Genomic DNA, 20,290 nt, shown 5'->3' on the forward strand with positions numbered 1-20,290 from the left:
GAAGCTCCTTGCGCAACGGGTACCGCGCCCCGTCGCCAGTAGATCCACGCCGTGCGTGGATGATCCGGAACGCCCCCGCAGACAGGGGCGACGGCGGCCAGTATCATCGTCTTTTACGGTGGTATCAAAATGGATTCCATCGACATGAGCGATGGATCAATGCCCTATTCTCCCGAATCCCTGCAGGCCTTCGTCGAGGCCGCCGCGCTGGGCTCGTTCTCGGCGGCCGCCCGCCGGCTGCGCAAGACCCAGTCCACGGTCAGCACTGCCATTGCCCATCTGGAAGCGGACCTGGGCATGGTTCTGTTCGACCGCAGCGGCCGCTATCCGCAGCTGACCGACGCCGGCCGGCAGGTGCTGGGCCACGCGCAGGAAATCCTTGCCGCCGACGCGCGCCTGCAGCAACTGAGCGTGCGCCTGGCCGCACCCGTGGAGCCACGCCTGACCGTGGTGTTCTCCGATGTCTACCAGCTCGATCCGGCGCAACGTGTGCTGCAGCGGTTTGCCGACGCATTTCCCGAGATCGAGCTGGAATGGCTGGATGCCGAGGGGCGCGACGTGCTGGAACTGGTGGATGCTGGCCGCGCCGGGCTGGGCCTGCTGCCGCGCCAGGCGCAGTACCCCGATGCGCTGGTGGCCCAGCCCCTAGCCCACCACAGCGAACTGGCGGTGTACGTGGCCAGCGATCATCCGCTTGCACAGGCGGGCGTGCGCGCAGCGGCGCAACTGGCCCGGCATCGGCAGGTGCGGCTGAGCGCGCTGGTCGACCACGCGCCGCCGATCAGCGGGCCGGCATGGACCGCGTCGGACTACCTGATGGTGATGGAGATGGCCGAGGACGGCATCGGCTGGGCCGAGCTGCCGCGTGCGCTGGTGCAGCGCTACGACCGGGGCCGCCTGCTGGAACTGCGCGTGCCGGGCTGGCCGCGCCGCATCCACAGCGACCTGGTGTGGCGCCGCGATACGCCACCGGGACCGGCAGCGTTGTGGTGGGCCCAGGCGTTGGGGTGAGGTAGTGCCGGCCGTTGGCCGGCATCCCCTTGCCCCGTGGTTGCCGGCCAGCGGCCGGCACTACCGATCAACGATGGGCGAGCGCGTAATCCAGCGCCGAGCACACCGCCGCCACCTGCGCGTCGTTGCACTGCTGCGGCGTCGCGCGGGGGCTGTCCGGGTAGACCTCGGTGGTGGTGGTGTACTTCGCCCCGGTGATGCCGGCGCACAGGCCCAGCTGCACCAGCGCGTACTCGATCACACCATGCGCGACCACCGGCGAACCGATGATCTCGCCCTTGTCGTCGGCCGGTGCGATATGGGTCACCTTCTCCACTTCGGCGACCACGGCCTGCTGGAAGGCCGGCTGCGGATTCCCGCTGTCGTCCACCAGGTAGAAGCCATCGGGAATCAGGCCCGGTTCGAACGGCTTGCCATCGCGCGCGGCGAGTGCGGGACGGAACTCGCTCTCGTCGCTGTCGGTGGTTTCGTGCAGGTCGATGTGCAGCACGAACTGGCCCTTCAACGGTGCGATCAGTTCGATCAGCGCCGTCGATTCACGGGCCGGGCCGTCCGCGCGGAAATTGCGGTTCGGGTCGATCGCATCGAAGTTCCAACGGTTGATGCGCTCGAAGCCCCACGGATTCACGCACGGCGCGACCAGAAGGTTGGCCTTGCCGGCGTAGTGGGCGGCATGTTTTTCGAGGAACTCCAGCGCGCCCATTACGCCACTGGTCTCGTAGCCATGCACGCCGCCGGTCACCAGCGCGGCCGGCAACGCCGGGTTCCAGTCGTGGCTGCGCAGGGCGAACAGCGTGTAGGTCTCGCCTGCATAGTCGAGCTGGCCGTAGGCCACCTTGTCGAAGTGCCCGGCCAGTGCATCGATGCGCGGCAGCACCTCCTCGTCGTAACGGCGCAGGCGCTGCTGGCGCGCACGCCACTGCTCCCTTTCCGCAACGCCCCACGGCTGGCCAGGGGTACCGACGGGGTAGAAAGCAGCAGTGGACATGGCAGTTCTCAGCGGGTCAGGAGGCAATCGGCCACTTTACCACCGGGCAAAAGCGCTGAACGGAGGACCGATTCCAATGGCGAATGGAATCAGCAATAATTCTCATTTACGGCCTTCCACACTCTGCACCGATGCCCATTCCTGCCCCGCAACCGGCCCACCTGCCCCTGGCTGCCGCCCTCGCCCTGTGCGTGTTTCCGGTCACCAGCGCGCTCGCGCAGGACAGCGCCACCACGCTCGACAGCATCCAGGTGTCGGGCAGTTGGTTGGGCACCGGCCTGCACGACAGCGTCAAGAGTTTCGCTGGCGCGCGTACCGTGGTCGATCGCCAGCGCATCGAGGCCAGCGGCGCCGCCAGCCTGGGCGATGCCATGCGCCGCATTCCCGGCGTGCAGGTCACCGACAACTCCGGCACCGCTGGCAGCTCGGTCTCGCTCAACATCGGCGTGCGCGGCCTGACCGGCCGTTACTCGCCGCGCTCGACCGTCCTGCTGGACGGGGTACCGCTGGCAGTTGCGCCGTACGGCCAGCCACAGCTCTCCTTCGCCCCGGCCAGCCTGGCCAACATCGAGTCGATCGACGTGGTACGCGGCGGCGGTGCGGTGCGCTACGGGCCGCAGAATGTCGGCGGCATCATCAACTTCAGTACCCGCGCGATTCCGACCGAGGCTGGCCTGCATGGTGAGGCCGGCGTGCGCTACAGCGCTTACGACCACGGCGGCGGCGACAGCACCCAGTACAACGCGTTCCTCGGCGGCACCGCCGACAACGGCCTGGGCATGGCCCTGTTGTATTCGGGGCAGGACGGCCGCGGCTGGCGCCAGGGCAGCGATGACCGCTTCGATGATCTGGCGCTGAAGTTCGCCTATGCCATCGACGCACAGCAGGAACTGCGCGCCAAGCTGTCGTACTACGACGTGCGCTCCCTGACTCCGGGCGGCGTGACCCGTGCCCAGTACCAGGCCGATCCGTTCCAGAACACCCGCCCGTCCGACTTCTGGAAGGGCCATCGCACCGGCATCGACCTGGGCTACACCAACACGCTGTCGGAGAACAGCGAGTTCGAGGTGCTGGCGTATTACAACGAAAGCAACCGGGCCAGTTCGCTGATCAACGCGGCCAACACACAGATCACGGTGCAGCCGCGCGACTACCGTGTGCTCGGCATCGAGCCACGCTACACCCAGCGCCTGCACTGGGGCAGCAGCGCGCACGACATCACCGCCGGCTACCGCTTCCTGCGCGAGCGCGGCAACGACCGCAGCTACACCGTTACCCGCCGTACCGGTGCGACCGGCGCGGCCACCCGCTTCGACAACGCCACCGATGCGCACTCGTTCTACCTTGATGACCGCATCGCCATCGGTCGGTGGCGGATCACGCCCGGCGTGCGCATGGAGTGGATCGACATGGACCGCCGCCAGGCCGGCGGCGGCGCGACCTTCAGCAGCCGCAACGACAAGGCCCTGCCCTCGCTCAACGTCGCCTACCTGTTGACCCCGCAGCTGACCGTGTTCGGCAACTACACCACCTCGTTCGGGCCGGTGCAGAACATCCAGTTGAACTCGCAGAGCGCGACCAATCCGCTGAACCCGGAAATCGCCAGGACCACCGAGCTGGGCGCGCGTTGGCAGGATGGCGCGCTGCGTGCGGAAGTGACCGTGTTCAAGATGCGCTTCGACAACCAGATCCTGCAGGTGCCGGGCATCACCCCGCCCACCTTCCAGAACATCGGCGCCACCGACCACAAGGGCGTGGAAAGCGCGATCGAGTACCGCTTTGCCGAAAGCAGCGCGCTGGCCGGGCTGGAACTGTACGCGAACTACACCTGGACCAAGGCCATCCAGCAGTCCGGCGACAACCGCGGCCTGGATGTGCCGTTCTATGCGCGCGATACCGACAGCGTCGGCGCCCGTTATGCGCTGGCCGGCTGGACCTTCAACGTGTCCAGCACCCACCAGAGCGGCCAGTTCTCCGATGCCGCCAACACCTGGGAAGAAGCCGCCGACGCGCGCGTAGGCCGTGTACCCGGCGTACGCCTGTGGAACGCGCAGGCCGCCTGGCAGCTGCCCTGGCTGGCCGACAGCGAGGTCGCGGTGGGCGTGAACAACCTGGCCGACAAGCGCTGGTACACCCGCAACGTGGATGGCAACGCCGGGCGCATGGTGGCCGCGCCGCGCACGTTCTACGTGCAGGGCCGCTACCGCTTCTGAGCATGGCAACCGCCCGATGCGGTGACGGTAGCGCTCACGGTGGCGGCGTATCATGCCGCCACCATGTCCTCCACCGCTTCGCCATCGCGCCTGCATCTGGCCTTCCAGGGCCTGCGCCTGCGCCTGCGCGGCAGCGACCTGTGGTTCATCGCCCTGGCGCTGGTGGTCGGGCTGATCGCCGGCGGCCTGACCCTGTTGCAGGCTGGGCTGGCACGCACCCTGCAGACGGCGTTGTATGGGCTGGACGAGGGCATGCGCCTGAGCTCGCTGCCCGCTTTGACCTGGACTGCCCTGCTGGTGCTGCCGCTGGGTGGCCTGGTGGTGGGCCTGGTCAGCCTGGCTGCCACGCGCCTGAAACGCCCCCTGCTGGATGCCGTGGAAGCCAATGCACTGCATGGCGGCCGCATGTCGATGCGCGACAACCTGATCGTGTTGACCCAGACCCTGGTCTCCAATGGCTGCGGTGCTTCGGTCGGACTGGAGGCGTCGTATACGCAGATGGGCGCCGGCAGCGGTTCGCAGCTCGGGCGGGTGATGCGCCTGCGCCGCAACGACGTGCGCATCCTGGTCGGTGCTGGTGCCGCCGGTGCGATCGCCGCGGCCTTCGGTGCACCGCTGGCCGGGGCGTTCTACGCCTTCGAGATCGTCATCGGTGCCTATACGCCGGCGGCACTGGCGCCGGTTGCGGTGGCCGCGCTGGCCGGCGCCTTCGTTGCCGACCAGGCCGGCGTGGAGGCCTATCTGTTGCCGGCGGCATCGACCATCGACGTGCGCGCTGCCGACTATGCGATCTACGGCCTGCTCGGCTGCTGCTGTGCGATGGTCGGCATCGTGGTGATGCGCCTGATCGCCTCCATCGAAGGCACGGTCAAGCGCAGCCCGCTGCCGTTGTGGGGGCGCCCGGTGGTGGGCGGCCTGCTGCTGATTCCCCTGGCGCTGGCCAGCCCGCAGGTACTGTCGTCCGGCCACGGAGCGCTGCACCTGGACCTGACCACCCATCTGCCGCTGATCTGGATCGGCGGGCTGCTGACGCTGAAATGCCTGGCCTCCGGCATTTCGCTGGGCTTCGGTTTCCGCGGCGGCCTGTTCTTCGCCTCGCTGTTCATGGGCACCCTGGTCGGCACGCTGTTTGCCGGGCTGCTGGCGATGGCCACCGGCGTCCCGGTGGTCGACGCCACCTCGGCAGCGCTGGCAGGCATGGCTGCACTGGCCGCGGCGGTGGTTGGCGCACCGATGACCATGGCCATGCTGGTGCTGGAAGGCACCCACGACTTCCTGCTGACCAGCGTGGTGATGAGCGCCGTGCTGGTGTCCAGCACCCTGGTGCGGCAGTGGTTCGGCTATTCCTTCTCGACCTGGCGCATGCACCTGCGCGGGGAAACCATCAAGAGCGCGCGTGACATCGGCTGGGTGCACAACCTCAATGCCGGGCGGATGATGCGCAAGGGCGTGGCCACCGCCCCGGCCGACCTCGATGCCGCCGCCTTCCGCCAGCGCTTCCCGCTGGGCTCGGGCAGCCGGGCGATCCTGATCGACAGTGAAGGCCACTACGCCGGCATCGTGCAGATTCCGCGCCTGTTCGGCGACGGCGTGAAGCCCGAGGACGTCGTGGGTACGTTCGCCGAGAACCGCGACGTGGCCCTTGCCGCCAGCGCGGACGTGGTGAGCGTGATGCAGCGGTTTGACCAGACCCAGGCCGACGAGCTGGCGGTGGTGGCCGATGATGGCCAGGTGCTGGGCGTGGTGTCTGAAGCATTCGTGCGCAAGCGCTATGCGGAGGAGCTGGACAAGCGCCAGCGCGAAATGATGGGCGAGCGCGTCGACGAGTAGATCCACGCCATGCGCGGATGAGGTCCCCTGCCCCTCCACGCGTGTCGTGGATCTACTGTCACCTGCGGGAGGTAGACTGCGGCCATGCGCTTCATTGAAACCTTCCAGCCCGGCCCCTTCGCCGACACCGTGGTCAGCCTGCTGGCGGCGTTCGTGCTCGGCACCCTGATCGGCGCCGAACGCCAGTACCGGCAACGCACCGCTGGCCTGCGCACCAACGTGCTGGTGGCGGTCGGCGCTGCCGCCTTCGTTGACCTGGGCATGCGCATCGCCGGCAGCGCCGAGGCCGTGCGGGTCATCTCCTACGTCGTCTCGGGCGTCGGCTTCCTCGGCGCCGGCGTGATCATGAAGGAAGGCATGAACGTGCGCGGCCTGAACACCGCCGCGACGCTGTGGTGCTCGGCTGCCGTGGGCAGCTGCACCGGCGCGGACATGCTGGCCGAAGGCGTGCTGCTGACCGTACTGATCATCGCCGGCAACACCCTGCTGCGGCCACTGGTGAACGCGATCAACCGCATCCCGATCAACGAAGCCGCCAGCGAAGCGACCTACGAAGTGCGCCTGAGCGTGGATGCCGACGCGGTGCCGCGCGTGCGCGAGCGCCTGGTCGATGCGCTGGAAGCCGCGCAGTACCCCGTTGGCGACGTGCAACTGGTGGAGCACGCCGATGCCCCCACTGATGTGATCGCAGTGCTGGTCAGCACCGCGGTCAGCGCCGACGAACTGGACGTGGTGCTGGCGCGGATGGAACAGGTGCCGGGCGTGCTGCATGCCACCTGGGAAGTCAGCACCCGCGATTGAGCGGGTGTCGGCAGTTCATCCGCGCGCTACGCGCTGCTGCGCTCGCAGCAACCTGCGGAACGACACGCAGCGCCGAGCATCCTCGGCGTGTGGACAGGCGGCAGCCCGCCGCAGCCGATCCTGCGCCCGCTGCAATCTGCGGATCTGCTGCTGCAGCGCATCGGCCCGGGCCAGCAATGCCGTGCGATCCAGTGCAAGCCCTGCCCCCTGCGGCATCGCTGCGCCGATCTGCTGCAGCGACAGGCCTGCCGATTGCCCCAGGCCGATCAGTGCCAGCCGTTCCAGCACCTGCTCGTGGTACTGCCGGCGCAGGCCGCGACGCCCCAGTACCTGCAACAGGCCGAGCTGCTCGTAGTAGCGCAGCGTCGAGGCCGGCACGCCACTGCGGCGGACCACCTCACCGATATCCAGTTCCTGCATCGCGCTTGACCTCAAGTGGGCTTCAAGCGCCACCATGGCCGCACTCCCCGCGCAAGGCAAGCCCATGGACGATTCACTCCCGCTCGATCAGAACACGCTCTGGAACGGCGCCGCCGGCGAGAACTGGGTCGCGCAGCAGACCCTGCTGGACGGCCTGTTCCAACCGATGGCCGATGCCCTGCGCGACGAGCTGCCGGTTGCCGTCACGGAACTGCTGGACGTGGGCTGCGGCACCGGCGCCAGTACGCTGAGCGCCGCCGCAGCACGCACTGACGCCCATTGCACGGGCGTGGACATCTCCGCACCGATGCTTGACCTGGCCCGCCAGCGCGCCGCAGCGATCGGGCGCGGGATCGACTTCATCGTTGCCGATGCCCAGCGCCATCCCTTCGCAACGGCGCGCTACGATTGGATCCAGTCGCGTTTCGGGGTGATGTTCTTCGAGGACACGCAGGCCGCCTTCGCCAACCTGCACCGTGCCGCCCGAACGGGCGCGGGCCTGCGCTGCATCGCCTGGCGCAGCGCGCAGGAGAATCCGTTCATGACCACCGCCGAGCGCGCCCTTGCAGACCAGCTGGTGCTGCCGGCGCGGGTACCGGGTGCACCGGGGCAGTTCGCTTTCGCCGATGGCAAACGGGTGCGCCAGCTGCTGCAGCGTGCCGGATGGCAGGACGTGGACATCGCGCCGCTGGACCTGACCTGTTTCCTCAGCCGTGATGCGCTGGCCAGCTACGTCGGCCAGCTCGGACCTGTGGGTCTGGCCCTGCGTGCGTTGCCGGCCGCACGCGCCGAAGCGCTGCTGCAGCAGGCGCTGACCGCGTTCGCACCGTTCATCGACGGTGATCGTGTGCGGGTGGAAACCGCCTGCTGGATGATCCGCGCCCGCGCATAGCAACAGAAAAGGGGACGGAGGGGATCAAGTCGTTCATGCCCCGGTTGTGCGGGAAACGACCTGATCCCCTCCGTCCCCTCTTTTCTCTACAAGGCCTCGCCGGCATCAGCCAGGCGCGATTCGATGAGCGCGTACCACTGCTCGAGCATGTCGACCAGCATGTCCAGCTCGGCGTCGGCACGCTGCGCGCGGCCGCTGCGCAGGGACGCCTGTGCTTCCTGCAGCTGGGTGAGGAAGCCGGCAACGGTGTCGGCCTGCAGGATGAGGCCCGGCAGCCGGCGCCCGGGAATGCGCACGACCGCATGGTTGCCGAGCTGGCCGTACACGCTGAGAGTGGCTTCCGTCTTCATGGACAGGGGCAGGAATTGGGCATTCATCAGGTGCACCAGGGAACAGACCTGCCCACCGGCAGGCGTGGAAAACGGGGGAGACGTTTCCACGTCCTGCCGGCAGAACAGGGGGGACTCGGGATGCCGGGGCACGCCCCGGCGCGGGGATTCAGTGTGATCGGGCTACGCCCGCGATCTGCACCCGGCGGTTGGGCGCCAGGCAGGCGATCAGCTCGCGGCGGTTGCGCTGGTCGCATTGCACCAGCGGTTCGGCCGCGCCCCGCCCTTCAGCGCTGATGCTCGCTGCGGATACGCCGCCCTGTACCAGCGCCATGCGCACCGCCTCGGCACGTCGCTGCGACAGCGTCTGGTTGTAGGCAGCGCTGCCGATGCGGTCGGTGTAGCCGACCACCTGGATCGACTGCACCTGGCTGGCCTCACGCACCTGCGCCAGTACACCCTGCACGGCCTGCTGGCCGCTGGCACTGAGTACGGCACTGTCGAAGCCGAACAGTGCATCGGCAGCCAGCCGCAGCGGCTGCTCCGGCAAGGGCGCCGGCGGTGGCGGCGGACGCGGCGGGTCGAGGACCGCTGCGCACGATTCAGGCTTCCAGTAGCCGCCCTGGGCGATGCCCTTGTTGTCGAAGCGCACCTGGAACTGGCAGGTGAAGTACTCCGCGCCCTGTGCGGTGCGGAAGTTGAACAGGTAGTTCCACTCGCGCACGCCCCACATGCCTTCGTTGAAGTGCGGGGTGCCGAGCAACGTGTACAGCTGGCGCTTGCTCATGCCCGGTGCGAACCGGCGCAGGTCGGCGATATCCGGATAGATGCCTTCCTTCAGCGATGCCTTGCTGGCCTCCGGGAAGGTGACGGCGGTGCTGTCGGCGGGGCCGTCGGCGGCCGGTGCGTGGCTGCGGCAGGCAACCAGCAGCCCCGCGGCCAGGATCAGGCCCAGCGTGGCGGCGACGCGGCCACTGCGAGCGATGCGATGCGGTTTCATGTCATTCCCCCTGTAGACGTTGCCCGCTGCGCCGGGCCGCGAATGCGACCCGGCGCAGGCGATCACCACTGGATGCCGGCACCGACGGCCACACCGGCCTCGCCGCGGCTGTTGGTGGAACCACTGAACTTGTAGATCCAGCGACCGCCCTCGGAGACACCGGAGATGCCCAGGGCCACGCCGGATTCGCCGTTGTAGCTGCCGGCGGCGATCGAGGCCATGTTGCGGCCAGCCTCGCTGGGCTGCGGCAGCGATGCGGTTGCCATCGCCGAGGCGATACCGGCCGAGGCGCGGTTGTCGGTCTTGCGCAGGTCGCGTTCGAAGCCGCCCATGCGCTCATCGGTGTAGGCCTTGGACCAGTCCAGGGTCTGCGCCATGCCCGACTTCAGCTGGTCGACGTTGACCGCGTCGGTACCGGCGGTGCCGGCAGCGACGTTGCGCACCGTGGTCGGGCCGCTGCTGGTGCTGCCCAGGGTCACGCTGTTGTAATTGGTGGTGCCGTTGGTGGTGGTGTCATAGCGGATCGTGCCCTGCTGCGAAGCTTGCAGCTGGCGCACGTTGACCGCATCGGTCGCCTGCGAACCATCGGCCACGTTGACCACCTGGCGTTCGGCACCGGCTGCACCCACCGACACCGTATTGGCGCGGTTGGCGACCGAGCCCGCACCCAGCGCCACCGAGTTGTCTGCCTGCGCCTGCGAGCCGTTGCCCAATGCGGTCGAGTTGGCCCCGGCCGCAGTGGAGCCGGCACCGCCCGCGGCGGAGTTGGCGCCGGTGGCGGCCGGATCGGCCAGGTTGTTGCTGTTGTTGGCGCGGAAGCTGCCGGCAACGTTGGTGATGTTCTGGATCTTCTGGTCGGTGTAGGCCTTGGACTGGTCGATGGCGTAGTTCACGCCGTTCTTCAGCTGGCCGACGTTGGTCGCATCGTGGTCGTCGGAGCCATCGGCCACGTGGGTGATCTTGCGCTCGCTGCCACTGCTGCCCACCGCCACTTCACCGGACGAGTTGCTGGCGCCAGCCTGGCCATAGGCACCGGTATAGCCGGTCTGCGCACCGACGCTGGCCACCGAACCGGCACCCAGCGCAACACTGTTGCCCGCGCTGGCATTGGCACCGTTGCCGACTGCTACGCTGCCCGCACCGGCTGCGCTGGCCTGCGGGCCGACCGCCAGTGCTTCGGCACCGGTGGCCGTGGCTGCGGCAGCCGTGGAGTTGACCGCCAGGTACGGGCTGCCGCCGCCGCTGCTGATGCGCTGGTTGAGCACCCGCAGCGAGCCGTCCACTGCAGAGAACGCAGCGGTGACGTTGCTGTAGTCGTTGCCGGTGATGGTGCCATCGGTGGCGATGGTGGAGATGTTGAAGGTCGGCGCGGTCCACAGCCCGGTGCTGCCGTTGTACACGGTGCTGCCACCGAAGTAGCTGGCCACCGTCTGGTGCGTGCTGAACAGCTGGTCGCCGGTGATGGCATCGCTGCTGCCCGCCAGGATGCTGCCGGCGGCCACGTTGGTGACTTTCACCGGTGCACCGCCGGTGCCGCTGAGGGTCACGGTATCGACCACGTTGCCACTCCCGTCCACGTCGTACTTCACGGCGCGTGCGTCCAGGTCATCGGTCTGCTCGGCCACATTGGCCAGCGAATTGCTGACCGCATCGAAAGCCGTGCCGACGTCGTTGTAGCTGCCCTGGCTGACCGTGCCATTGGCGGCGACGTTGTTGAGCGTGTAGGTCGGCGCGGTGACCACGCCACTGGCATCCACTGCAGCGCCGCCGCCGAGGTGGGTGGCCACCGTCTGGTTGGCCGCGAACAACTGTGCACCGTTGATCGCTTCGCTGCTGGCCGCGCTGATCTGGCCCGGGCCGAGGTTGCGCAGCGTGGTGGCGGTGCCGGACTGGCCGAGCGTCGCACTTGCGTAGTTGACGCTGCCGTCGCCGTTGAGGTCGTAGCGCAGCGCGCCCTCTTCTGAAGCCTGCAACTGACCCAGGTTGACCGCATCGGTGCTGGCGGTGCCGGCGGCGACGTTGGTGACCTGGCGCTCGGCGCCCGCGGCACCGATCGACACGCTGTTGGCACGGTCGGCCAGGCTGCCGGCACCGACCGCGATGCTGTTGGCGGCGGTTGCGCTGGCACCGGCACCGACGGCGATCGCTTCGGCGCCGCTGGCCACGGCGTCGGCACCGGTCGAATTCACCCGCAGGTAGCGGGTGCCGGTGTTGCGGATGTCGTTGATCTGGGTGTTGAGGTTGACCAGCGAACCATCCACCGCATCGAAGGCGTCGGTGACGTTGTCATACAGCCCCGGGGCCACGGCGCCACCGGTGGAGATGGTGCTGATCTCGAACAGCGGTGCGGTGAAAGTGCTGGTGAGCGGATCGAACGCTGCGCGTCCGCCGAAGAACTTTGCCATCGTGTCGTTGCTGGCGAACAACTGCGCACCATTGACCGCCTCGCTGCTGGTGGCGCTGACCGCGCCGGCGGCCAGGTTGCCGATGGTGGTGGTGCCGGTGCCATTGCCGAGGGTGACACGGCGGTAGTCGGGGTCGCCTGCACCATCCAGGTCATAGGTGACCGCCGCCGCGCCGACCGCATCGATCTGGCTGATCGCACCCTTCAGCTGGGCCACGTTGACGGCATCGGTGTTGGCGCTGCCGGCCGCCAGGTTGGTGATCTGCCGCTCGCCACCGCCTGCGGTGCCCACCGACACTTCGCCCGCCGACACCTGTGCGGTGGTCAGGCCGTAAGCGCTGTAGCTGGCCTGCGCGCCGCGCAGTGCAGCCGAGCGATAGCCCAGCGCCACCGAGTTGGCCTGGTTGGAGGTGCTCTCTGCGCCGAGCAGGGTCTGCCCGTTGGCAGTGCCGCTGGCACTGTCGCCGACCACCACCGAGTGCCCCATGCGTGCTGCATAGTCGGCGGTGGGAACGCCGGTCGGATCGCTCGGATCATTGGCGCCCGCGCCCGGGAAGGCGACGTTGGCATCGACCTTGGGCAGTTCATGGCGGGCGTTGGCACCGATCACCACTTCCTTGGAGCCGTTGGCATAGGCGCCATCGCCCATCAGCACCTGGTAGTCCTGAGCTGCGTTGACCGCCCAGCAGGAGATGTCCGCCAGCGCGATGTCCAGGCACTTGGCCGCCCAGGCCGGCGAGTCCGTCGGCAGCAGCAGGCCGAGCAGGCCACCGGGGTTGCCGTTGTTGATGTTGTAGATGTAGCTGTCGGAGGTGACGCCACCGATCAGGGTCAGGTGCGAGCTGCCACCGGTGACCGCGCCACCCAGTCCGTTGAGCGTGGTGCCGACCGGCGTTGCATTGACCACCGGCAGGCCGAGCACGTTGACCGTGGAATAGGTCTGCATGACGTTGGCGGTGCTGAGCTTCAGGTTGCCGTTGGACAGGTAGCCGGTGCCGCCGAACAGGCTGGCGGTGGTCGGGCCGAGCAGTTCGGTGACACCGCCCACCAGGCCACCGGTACCGATCACCAGGCCCGCGTTCGGGTCGGCAGCGGCGGGCGCCTTCGGGCTGGTCGGCGGAATGGCCGACGGCGAGGTCAGCCCGAGGCTGCCCAGGGTATTGCCGACCAGGCCACCGACGGCGCCGGTCAGGTTGCCGACGGTGCCGTTGAGGTCACCATTGAGCAGGCTGCCGACCGCGCTGCCAACGCCGTTGAGCGCAGTGCCGACGCCGTTGAGCAGGCCGCCCAGGCCAAGCGCGCTGTTCTGCGCGGCGACGGCTGCGGTGCTGGCCAGCTTGAGATTGCGATCGGCGACGATTTCCTCGCCGTCCTTGCCCTGCACCCGTACCTTGCCTGCCACGCCGGTATCGAACGCTGCGGTGATCGCGCGGTCATCGGTGTCACCCGGCAGCTCTTCCTTGGCCGGTAGTGTGACCGCTGCGGTGGCCCCGGCCTGGCCTTGGCCTTCAATGTGATTGCCGGCCACGACCAGCTGCGCATCGACCTTGCCATCCACGGCCGCCTTCAAGCCGGACGGCGTTACACCCGCTGCCGCGGCAACCTGGGTGCCGGCGTCAACGCTGGCAACCGGCTTGCCGGCGATGCCGGCATCGGCCTTTGCTGCCGCGTTGGCGGCCAGACCCAACGGCGCCTGTGCGGCCGGTGCGACGTTCGCCGCAAGCGCGGCATCGACACGGGTAGCGGCTGCAGTGCCAACACCTATGTTGGCGCGCACGTCTGCGCCCAGCGCCGGTGCAGGCACCTGGCGCGGCGCGGCGCCGGCCGCCAGCTTGACCTGCACGGTGGCCGGCAGCACGTCTCGCACCACCGGCAATGACGTTGTGCTCAGCTGCAGGCCGACGCGTGCGTTGGCACTGATCGCCGGGTTCGCCTGGGCCTGTCGTGCAGCTGCGGCCAGCGCCACTTCAGCATCGACCTTCACCGGCATCGGCTGGGTGTACTTGGCCGCCAGCGCCTGCAGGTCGCGCAGCGATTGATTGGCCTCTGTCGCCGCCGCAGGTCCGCTGGCCAGCACGCACAGCAGTGCCATGGCCAGGGTGCTGGGCACCAGAAGGCTGGCACGACGGTCGCGCGGTGCGGTACCACCGCCATCGCCGGTGGCCAGTTCCGAGGCCACAACCAGAGCATTGAGCTGGCGGTTCCATACACGCCGGTAGATGCGGTTCATGAGCATTTCCCCCGTAGGCGGACAACTTGAATGTCAGTGGACTTGCCGTTAGGCAGGTGACTGACATTTCGCGCCTTTCAGCGAGGGCTGAGCACTTCATTCCGGCAGGGCAATCGCGCATTCCGGCAAATCCACGGCCGGATTCGGCAGCCACATATGCAAATCCGGCAGGGAGGGCTGGCCGGGCTGCCGCCCGGCACCCGCAGAGGCAACGGCAACGGCAACAGCCGAAAGCAAAAGCGGGTTTCCTGCGGGATGGCGGGGTGGGTCCGGTTGCGGGGGACGCCGTAAACCCATCCTTGGGGGCTTGGCCGCGGCATCCATGCCGCGGACACCCCCGCAACCGGACCCACCCCGCCTTCGACAGTTTCCCGCGCACTTTAGATGTAGCGCCCGGCCAGGCCCGACCGGGGAAAGTCGGATCATCAATTTCGATTTAGATCGAAATAATCACTGAAAATCGAAGTTTCACTACGCTCAGGGTGAATGCATGACGCCCAATCCCACCGCCCTCGGGAAACTGTCAGGGGTGGGGCGGTGTGGGCTTGCAGGACCGTTGGCGCCATGGATGGCGCCATCGAGCCCCCATGGAGGGGTTTACGGCGTGTCCTGCAAGCCCACACCGCCCCGCCAACCCACAGAAAGCCCAGCGCCGGCTGTTGCTTTGGCTTTGGCTTTGGCTTTGGCTTTGGCGGGCGCCGGGCGGCAGCCCGGCCGACACCCCTCAGGCTGGCTGGCCGAGCTGTGCCGGCGCGCGCATCAGCGTGTCACGCGGCAGTTCGCCGAACACTTTCCGGTAGTTGTCGGCAAAGCGGGAAAGATCCCACAGCCCGCAACTGAGGGCGATGGCCTTGACCGAGCGCCGGTTGGAATCGGCCATCGACAGGCTGCGGCAGGCCGCGCACAGCCGCAGCATCGACAGGTAGCGATTGGGCGAGGTGCCGAACAGATCCTCGAACGCATAGCGCAGGCCACGCTCGCTGACGCCGGCGGCGTCGCAGATTTCATTCATGTAGATATTGCGGCGAAGATTGAGGCGCATGAAGTTCTCCGCCCGCTGCGCGATCAGGTAATGCGTGCGGCGGGCGCGGCTGCAACTGGGCCGATCGGCTGGGCCGGCACCGAGCAGCGCCTGGACATGCTCGTGCAGCAGGCGCTCGGTTTCTTCCGGCTGCAGCCCACCACCCTGCCCCAGCTGCGCGTGCAGTTGCTGGTAATGGCGTACCAGCGGCATCGCATCATCGCCAAGGTTGAACAGTGAAAGCGCCTGCCCCGCCGGTGGCGTGCTGCGCAGGCTCAGCTCGGTCAACTTGCGCTGCACGCGCGCGACCGGCACCAGCATCAGCGTCATCTGGGTACCAGGGCTGAGAGTGAATTCACTGATGCCTTCGGGCATCACGGTCAAGGCCATGCTCGGCGTCAGCGGCACGCCATGGCACCAGCTCAATGCATCATCGGTGGTGTGCAGGTAGCCGAGCATTGCCCAGTCCGGCGGCAGCATGAAACGGCCGCGGCAGTGGAAGCCACAGGTGATGCTGCAGAACAGGGCTTCCTCGTGAACGCGCGAAGCGAATGCCGCGCGCGGACCATTGCCATCCAACAACAACAGTTCCACGTCGCACACGCGGAGCACGCCGCTCAGCGTGGCCAGGTCGATCGACCTGAGATCGCCGTCGTCGCTGTCTTCCACCCCACCATCGACCATGACAGTGTCGTCCCCCGTTTGGTCTGCCACACGACCCCGCCCCCACTGCCTGACAGGGCGCACGCCGCTTCCAAGAGCATCGTCCATTGCCGTGATGGCCGCTGCAAAGCACGCGCCCACCCCTGAAATGCAAAACCTTGAATGCGAGTATGCCCGATAATCTGCAGTCGTAAACAGGATGTTTCGACGCTGTCGAATTATCAACCGCGTGAAGAAAGTGTTCGCATGAATGGCACGGTTTTCGCATGCGCGCAGAACGATCTCACATTATCTGCACGACCATGAATCGTTTTGTGCAGGAACGGATTTTGGTCACAGATCAGCATTGGAATATTCAGGAATTGATCGAATCTGCCGAATTTGCATATAGGTTCCGGTTGCAGGGAACCGCCATTCAGGCAAAGTCGGGATACGCGGTGATCGGGCGCGCAGGTGGCGGCCACACCCCAGGGGGACAGCATGAGCATGCACTTACGGGATACCGTTTCGGCCACCGGCATGGCGCCAAGTGGTCGTGGTTGCGCGGCCTCTGTCCTGCCCGGGAATGATCACCCTGCTTGAGCGCAGCGGGATTGCCCGCCGTGCCTCCTCCGCCAGGATGGCGGGGGCCTACGGACGGTCCCGGCGGAGCCGGGCCACCGGCCATGCAGGTTTACTGCAGCAACTGACAGGTACAGGGAGACAACCGTCATGAACGCATCGATCCGCAAGTTCCTGAAAGAAGAAGATGGCGTGACCGCGCTCGAGTACGGGCTGCTGGCCGCCGTGATCGCCGGCATCCTGATCGTGGTGGGCAGAACCCAGATCACCGCGTTCTTCACCACGTTGTTCACCCGCCTGCAGGCCATTGCCACCGACGCCACCACCACCTAGGCAGCGCGCAGGGTGCAGCACCTGCGGTCGCTTCGATGGCGGCCGCGGTGGCTGATGAGGGGTTCTGCAACTGTCCAGTGACGGACAACGAGGGTGTGCGATGACACTGCTGGGATTGCTGGCCATGGGAGTGTGCCTGCGGATTGCGATCAGCGATCTGTATGCCCGCCGCGTGCCCAACTCCTGGCTGCTGGCTGCGTGCGCAATCGCCCTGCCCCTGATCATCGCCAGCCAGTTCAATGCCACGCGCATGGCCTGGGCGGCACACCTGCTGGGCGCAACCCTTGGCCTGCTGGCATTGCTGCCGTTCTATGCGGTGCGCTGGATGGGCGCCGGCGATGTGAAGTTCTTCGCCGTGCTCGGCCTGCTGCTGGGCTGGAAGGCATTGTTGCCGGCCTGGGTGCTGGCCAGCCTGGCCGCAGGCGCCCACGCCGTGCTGGTGCTGGCTGGACGGCAGTTGGCCGGCCACCTGCCGCTGCGCCTGCAGATGCAGGTAAACCGCGCCAGCGCGCACTTGAATGGTCACCCCGCCCTGCGCGAACTGCATGCCGCGCGCGAGGGGCGACAGGGCATTCCCTACGCAGCCTACCTGGCCTTCGCGGCGATCGGCTGGGTGTTGGCAACCACCTATGGAGGCGTCGCATGAAAGCGTTCGCGCGCCAACGCCAACGCGGCGTGGCCAGCATCGAATTCGCGTTGATGCTGCTGCTCGGCTTGGTACCGCTGCTGCTGCTCACCTTTTCCGGCGTGCTGATCATGGCCGCGCAGCAGACGCTGGCGACGGCGTCGGCCGAGGGCGCGCGTGCTTCGCTGCGCTTTGGCAACGCCGGCGAGCGGCGCACCGCCGCCTGCCTGGCGGCCCGCCGCTCCATGCAATGGCTGTTGCAGTTTTCCGGGCAGAACCCGGACTGCAGCGGCGGCGGCACCGGCGCCATCGTGGTCTCGCCGCAGGCGCCCTGCGCCGGCCTGGCGACAGTGCAATGCATGACCGTGACGGTGAGCTACGACTATGCGTCCCATCCCTTCCTGCCCGGCACCGCCACGCTCTATGGCTGGGTGATGCAGGCCCCCATCCGCAGCGTCGCGGTCGCCCAGCTGGACCTCGGCAGCAACTGACGATCGGTACAGGAGACGATTTTCATGCTCAAGTTGACCCGCATCGCCGCCATCGCGCTGATCGCGCTCGCCGTGCTGCTGGCCGTGGTCGCCTTCGTGATCGGGCGGAAGCCTGCGGCCTCGGCGGACAACCCGAGCACGATCGTGAAGGCCGATGCGCAGACCTTCAGTGTCGTTGAAGCCACCGCGCGGCTACCCGCCGGCGAGCCGATCAGCGCCAATGGCGTGCGGCTGACACAACGCACCGCAGAAGTGCCGGGGGCCGTTGCCGACCTGGCAGCGGTGGTCGGCAAGGTGCCGGTGCAGGACATCAGCGAAGGCAGCGCGATTGCTGCCAGCCTGCTGGCACAGGGCTTCTCGCTGCAGCTGCGGCCGGGTGAACGGGCATTGGCGGTGCCGGTCGATGAGCTGGTCGCGGCAGGCAACCGCATCCTGCCCGGTGATTTCGTCGACGTCTTCCTCAACCTGCGCAGCGCCGCTACCAGCTACAACGGCCAGCAGGACATCGCACAGACGCGGTTGCTGCTGTCACGCCTGCGCGTGCTCAGCTACGGACAGCAGGACATCGCGGCAGCCCCGACGAGCAGCCAGGGCCAGGCCCCGGCCACGGCAGGCAACGACTCACGTGCAGCCGATATCACCAGCGGTTCCAGCAGCGCCCCCAGCAACGCAAACGGTAGCGATGCCACGCAGCCGGCGCGCACCGCGGTGCTGGCGGTGCCGGTGGCCGACGCCAACCGCCTGCTGCTCGGCGCACAGCAGGGCAAGCTGTTCCTCGCCCTGCGCAATCCCGCCGATACCGGCCTGCCGGATGTGGCGCTGTTCCCACAGGCGCGCGGCGTGCTGGACCCGGTGCGCGGCCTGGACAATGAGCAACAGCAGGCCCTGCAGCGACCGGAGAACAACGCCTACGCCGGCCTGGATGGCGATGCGCTGGCTGGCCGCAGCCGCAGCGTGCAGCGCAGCGTTCACGAAACGCCGGCGCGTGCACCGGTGCAGCGTCGCTCGACGCCGCGACCGGCGGGCATCGAAATCATCCGCGGTGACACTGCTGCCCCCCGTGGCTCCCTTTGACCCTTGCCGAGAGCGCACATGACTGAACGTCGCCACCGCCTACGCTCCACTGTCCGCCAGCGCTGGCTGGCCCTGCTGCTGGTGCTGCTGGCACCCGGTGCGAGCGTGGCTGCCGACGATCTGCTGCTGCAGACCCGCGAACAGCGGCCGTGGACGCTGCCAGCCGACCTGGAACGGGTTGCCATCGCCGACCCCGGCGTAGCTGACATCGTGATGCTGCGCGGCGCACGCCAGGCGCTGCTGGTAGGCAAGGCCCCCGGCACCACCACCCTGCTGCTCTGGCATCGCAAGCAGAGCGAACCGCAGCGCGTGCAGGTGCGGGTGCAGAGTGCCGTGCAGGGCGCCGCCGATGCCGGCTCCAGCGGACTGGTGTTCACCCAGCAGGACCAGCAGGGGCTGCTGCAGGGAAGCAGCGACAGCGTGCTGGCGCACATGCAGGAGCAGAAGACCGCGGTGATGGCGCTTGGCAAGGACGGCAGCCTGGCCGATGCCTCCACCATCAGCAGCGGCGGCGTGGTGCAGGTCGAGGTGAAGGTGGTCGAGTTCAACAAGACCGCGCTGAAGCAGATCGGCATCAGCTTCCAGAACCGCAACGGTGGTTTCGCCTATGGATTCGCGCGGCCGGGCGGGCAGCTGCCCGGCAACACCGGCATCCTGCCTGGCATGAAGGAAGGTGAGTCGAGCAACGAAAGCGAGTCACCGATCTCCTCGGCGTTCAGGCTGGTGTTCGGTTCGACCAAGGGCTTGTGGAACGCCGATGTCGACCTGCTGCAGGCCAACGGCATGGCGCGCGTGCTGGCCGAGCCCACTCTCGTCGCGCTGTCCGGGCAGAGCGCCAGCTTCCTGGCCGGTGGCGAACTGCCGATCCTGGAGCCGCAGGGGCTCGGCACGACCACGGTCACCTACAAGCCCTTCGGCATCGGCCTCACCGTTACCCCCACGGTGCTCTCACCGAACCGCATTGCGTTGAAGGTTGCCCCGGAAGCCAGCGACCTGGACTACACCAATGCGATCGCGCTCAACGGCGTGCAGATCCCTTCGATCACCACCCGCCGCGCCGACACCACCGTCGAGCTAGGCGATGGTGAGAGTTTCGTCATCGGCGGTCTGGTCAGCTCCACCGTGGCCTCGACGGTCAACAAGATTCCGCTGCTCGGCGATCTGCCGATCATCGGTACGTTCTTCCGCAACTTCGACTACAAGCGCCAGGACAAGGAACTGGTGATCATCGTCACCCCGCGGTTGGTACAGCCGATTGCCCGCAATACCGAACTGCCGCTGCCCGGCGATCGCGAAGCCAAGCCGAACATGCCCGAATGGGGCGCGTGGCTGCTTGGCCCGATCAGCCGCGATCCGGTTCCCGGTTTCTCGCGCTGACCTGCATGACGTCTCCGGTACTACGCC

Annotated in this window: 17 protein-coding genes; 11 read left to right on the top strand and 6 right to left on the bottom strand. The window is 67.7% G+C overall.

Annotated features, from left to right (window positions below; translation table 11 throughout):
- Positions 1-159 precede the first annotated feature (159 nt).
- Positions 160-1,011, top strand: coding sequence for a LysR family transcriptional regulator (locus tag LMF57_RS11390; protein WP_208083135.1), 852 nt, complete (start codon positions 160-162; stop codon positions 1,009-1,011).
- A 67-nt stretch (positions 1,012-1,078) separates the two neighbouring features.
- On the opposite strand, the gene LMF57_RS11395 is transcribed toward LMF57_RS11390, so the two are convergent.
- Positions 1,079-1,999 (bottom strand): M14 family metallocarboxypeptidase, encoded by a 921-nt coding sequence (locus tag LMF57_RS11395; RefSeq protein ID WP_208083132.1) that lies wholly within the window; start codon positions 1,997-1,999, stop codon positions 1,079-1,081.
- Between the two features lie 131 nt (positions 2,000-2,130).
- On the opposite strand from LMF57_RS11395, the gene LMF57_RS11400 reads away from it, so the two are divergent.
- The 3 genes from LMF57_RS11400 (at position 2,131) to LMF57_RS11410 (ending at position 6,843) form a co-directional block, all read left to right on the top strand.
- Positions 2,131-4,212, top strand: a complete 2,082-nt coding sequence (locus LMF57_RS11400; RefSeq protein WP_208083131.1) for a TonB-dependent siderophore receptor — start codon at positions 2,131-2,133, stop codon at positions 4,210-4,212.
- A 63-nt stretch (positions 4,213-4,275) separates the two neighbouring features.
- Entirely contained in the window at positions 4,276-6,042 is a 1,767-nt protein-coding gene (locus LMF57_RS11405) for a chloride channel protein (RefSeq protein WP_229289863.1), read from the top strand.
- Between the two features lie 84 nt (positions 6,043-6,126).
- Positions 6,127-6,843, top strand: a complete 717-nt coding sequence (locus LMF57_RS11410; protein ID WP_025878554.1) for an MgtC/SapB family protein — start codon at positions 6,127-6,129, stop codon at positions 6,841-6,843.
- 15 nt (positions 6,844-6,858) lie between these two features.
- On the opposite strand, the gene LMF57_RS11415 is transcribed toward LMF57_RS11410, so the two are convergent.
- A complete protein-coding gene (locus LMF57_RS11415; protein WP_032975300.1) occupies positions 6,859-7,263 on the bottom strand; it encodes a MerR family transcriptional regulator in 405 nt (134 codons plus the stop codon).
- A gap of 64 nt (positions 7,264-7,327) precedes the next feature.
- Between LMF57_RS11415 and LMF57_RS11420 the strand changes: the two genes are divergently transcribed.
- Entirely contained in the window at positions 7,328-8,155 is an 828-nt protein-coding gene (locus tag LMF57_RS11420; protein WP_229289864.1) for a class I SAM-dependent methyltransferase, read from the top strand.
- Positions 8,156-8,241: 86 nt separating this feature from the next.
- Here the strand turns inward: LMF57_RS11420 and LMF57_RS11425 are convergent, their stop codons facing one another.
- The 4 genes from LMF57_RS11425 to LMF57_RS11440 form a co-directional block, all read right to left on the bottom strand.
- Positions 8,242-8,532, bottom strand: coding sequence for a hypothetical protein (locus LMF57_RS11425; RefSeq protein ID WP_229289865.1), 291 nt, complete (start codon positions 8,530-8,532; stop codon positions 8,242-8,244).
- A gap of 121 nt (positions 8,533-8,653) precedes the next feature.
- Positions 8,654-9,484, bottom strand: a complete 831-nt coding sequence (locus LMF57_RS11430; protein ID WP_229289866.1) for an OmpA family protein — start codon at positions 9,482-9,484, stop codon at positions 8,654-8,656.
- Between the two features lie 62 nt (positions 9,485-9,546).
- On the bottom strand, positions 9,547-14,118 hold the full coding sequence (locus tag LMF57_RS11435; RefSeq protein WP_229289867.1) for a YadA-like family protein: 4,572 nt from the start codon (positions 14,116-14,118) through the stop codon (positions 9,547-9,549).
- A gap of 724 nt (positions 14,119-14,842) precedes the next feature.
- Positions 14,843-15,823 carry a helix-turn-helix domain-containing protein gene (locus LMF57_RS11440; protein WP_229289868.1) on the bottom strand — a complete coding sequence of 327 codons (981 nt, stop codon included), beginning with the start codon at positions 15,821-15,823 and terminating at the stop codon, positions 14,843-14,845.
- A gap of 245 nt (positions 15,824-16,068) precedes the next feature.
- Between LMF57_RS11440 and LMF57_RS11445 the strand changes: the two genes are divergently transcribed.
- The 6 genes from LMF57_RS11445 to LMF57_RS11470 all read left to right on the top strand — a co-directional run bounded on the left by LMF57_RS11445 (position 16,069) and on the right by LMF57_RS11470 (position 20,263).
- The gene (locus LMF57_RS11445; protein WP_229289869.1) at positions 16,069-16,371 is read left to right on the top strand and encodes a hypothetical protein; all 303 of its coding nucleotides are present in this window, start codon (positions 16,069-16,071) and stop codon (positions 16,369-16,371) included.
- Between the two features lie 142 nt (positions 16,372-16,513).
- Positions 16,514-16,696 carry a Flp family type IVb pilin gene (locus LMF57_RS11450; RefSeq protein ID WP_025878547.1) on the top strand — a complete coding sequence of 61 codons (183 nt, stop codon included), beginning with the start codon at positions 16,514-16,516 and terminating at the stop codon, positions 16,694-16,696.
- Between the two features lie 100 nt (positions 16,697-16,796).
- Positions 16,797-17,342, top strand: coding sequence for a prepilin peptidase (locus LMF57_RS11455; protein ID WP_229289870.1), 546 nt, complete (start codon positions 16,797-16,799; stop codon positions 17,340-17,342).
- Entirely contained in the window at positions 17,339-17,812 is a 474-nt protein-coding gene (locus LMF57_RS11460) for a TadE/TadG family type IV pilus assembly protein (protein ID WP_025878545.1), read from the top strand. Before LMF57_RS11455 ends, LMF57_RS11460 begins: the two co-directional genes overlap by 4 nt.
- Positions 17,813-17,836: 24 nt before the next feature.
- Entirely contained in the window at positions 17,837-18,886 is a 1,050-nt protein-coding gene (gene cpaB, locus LMF57_RS11465) for a Flp pilus assembly protein CpaB (RefSeq protein WP_229289871.1), read from the top strand.
- Positions 18,887-18,904: 18 nt separating this feature from the next.
- Complete coding sequence (locus LMF57_RS11470; protein ID WP_229289872.1) at positions 18,905-20,263, top strand: type II and III secretion system protein family protein; 1,359 nt, start codon at positions 18,905-18,907, stop codon at positions 20,261-20,263.
- The last annotated feature ends 27 nt before the right edge of the window (positions 20,264-20,290 follow it).

The sequence above is a fragment of the Stenotrophomonas sp. SI-NJAU-1 genome (assembly GCF_020883215.1).
Classification (GTDB): domain Bacteria; phylum Pseudomonadota; class Gammaproteobacteria; order Xanthomonadales; family Xanthomonadaceae; genus Stenotrophomonas; species Stenotrophomonas indicatrix.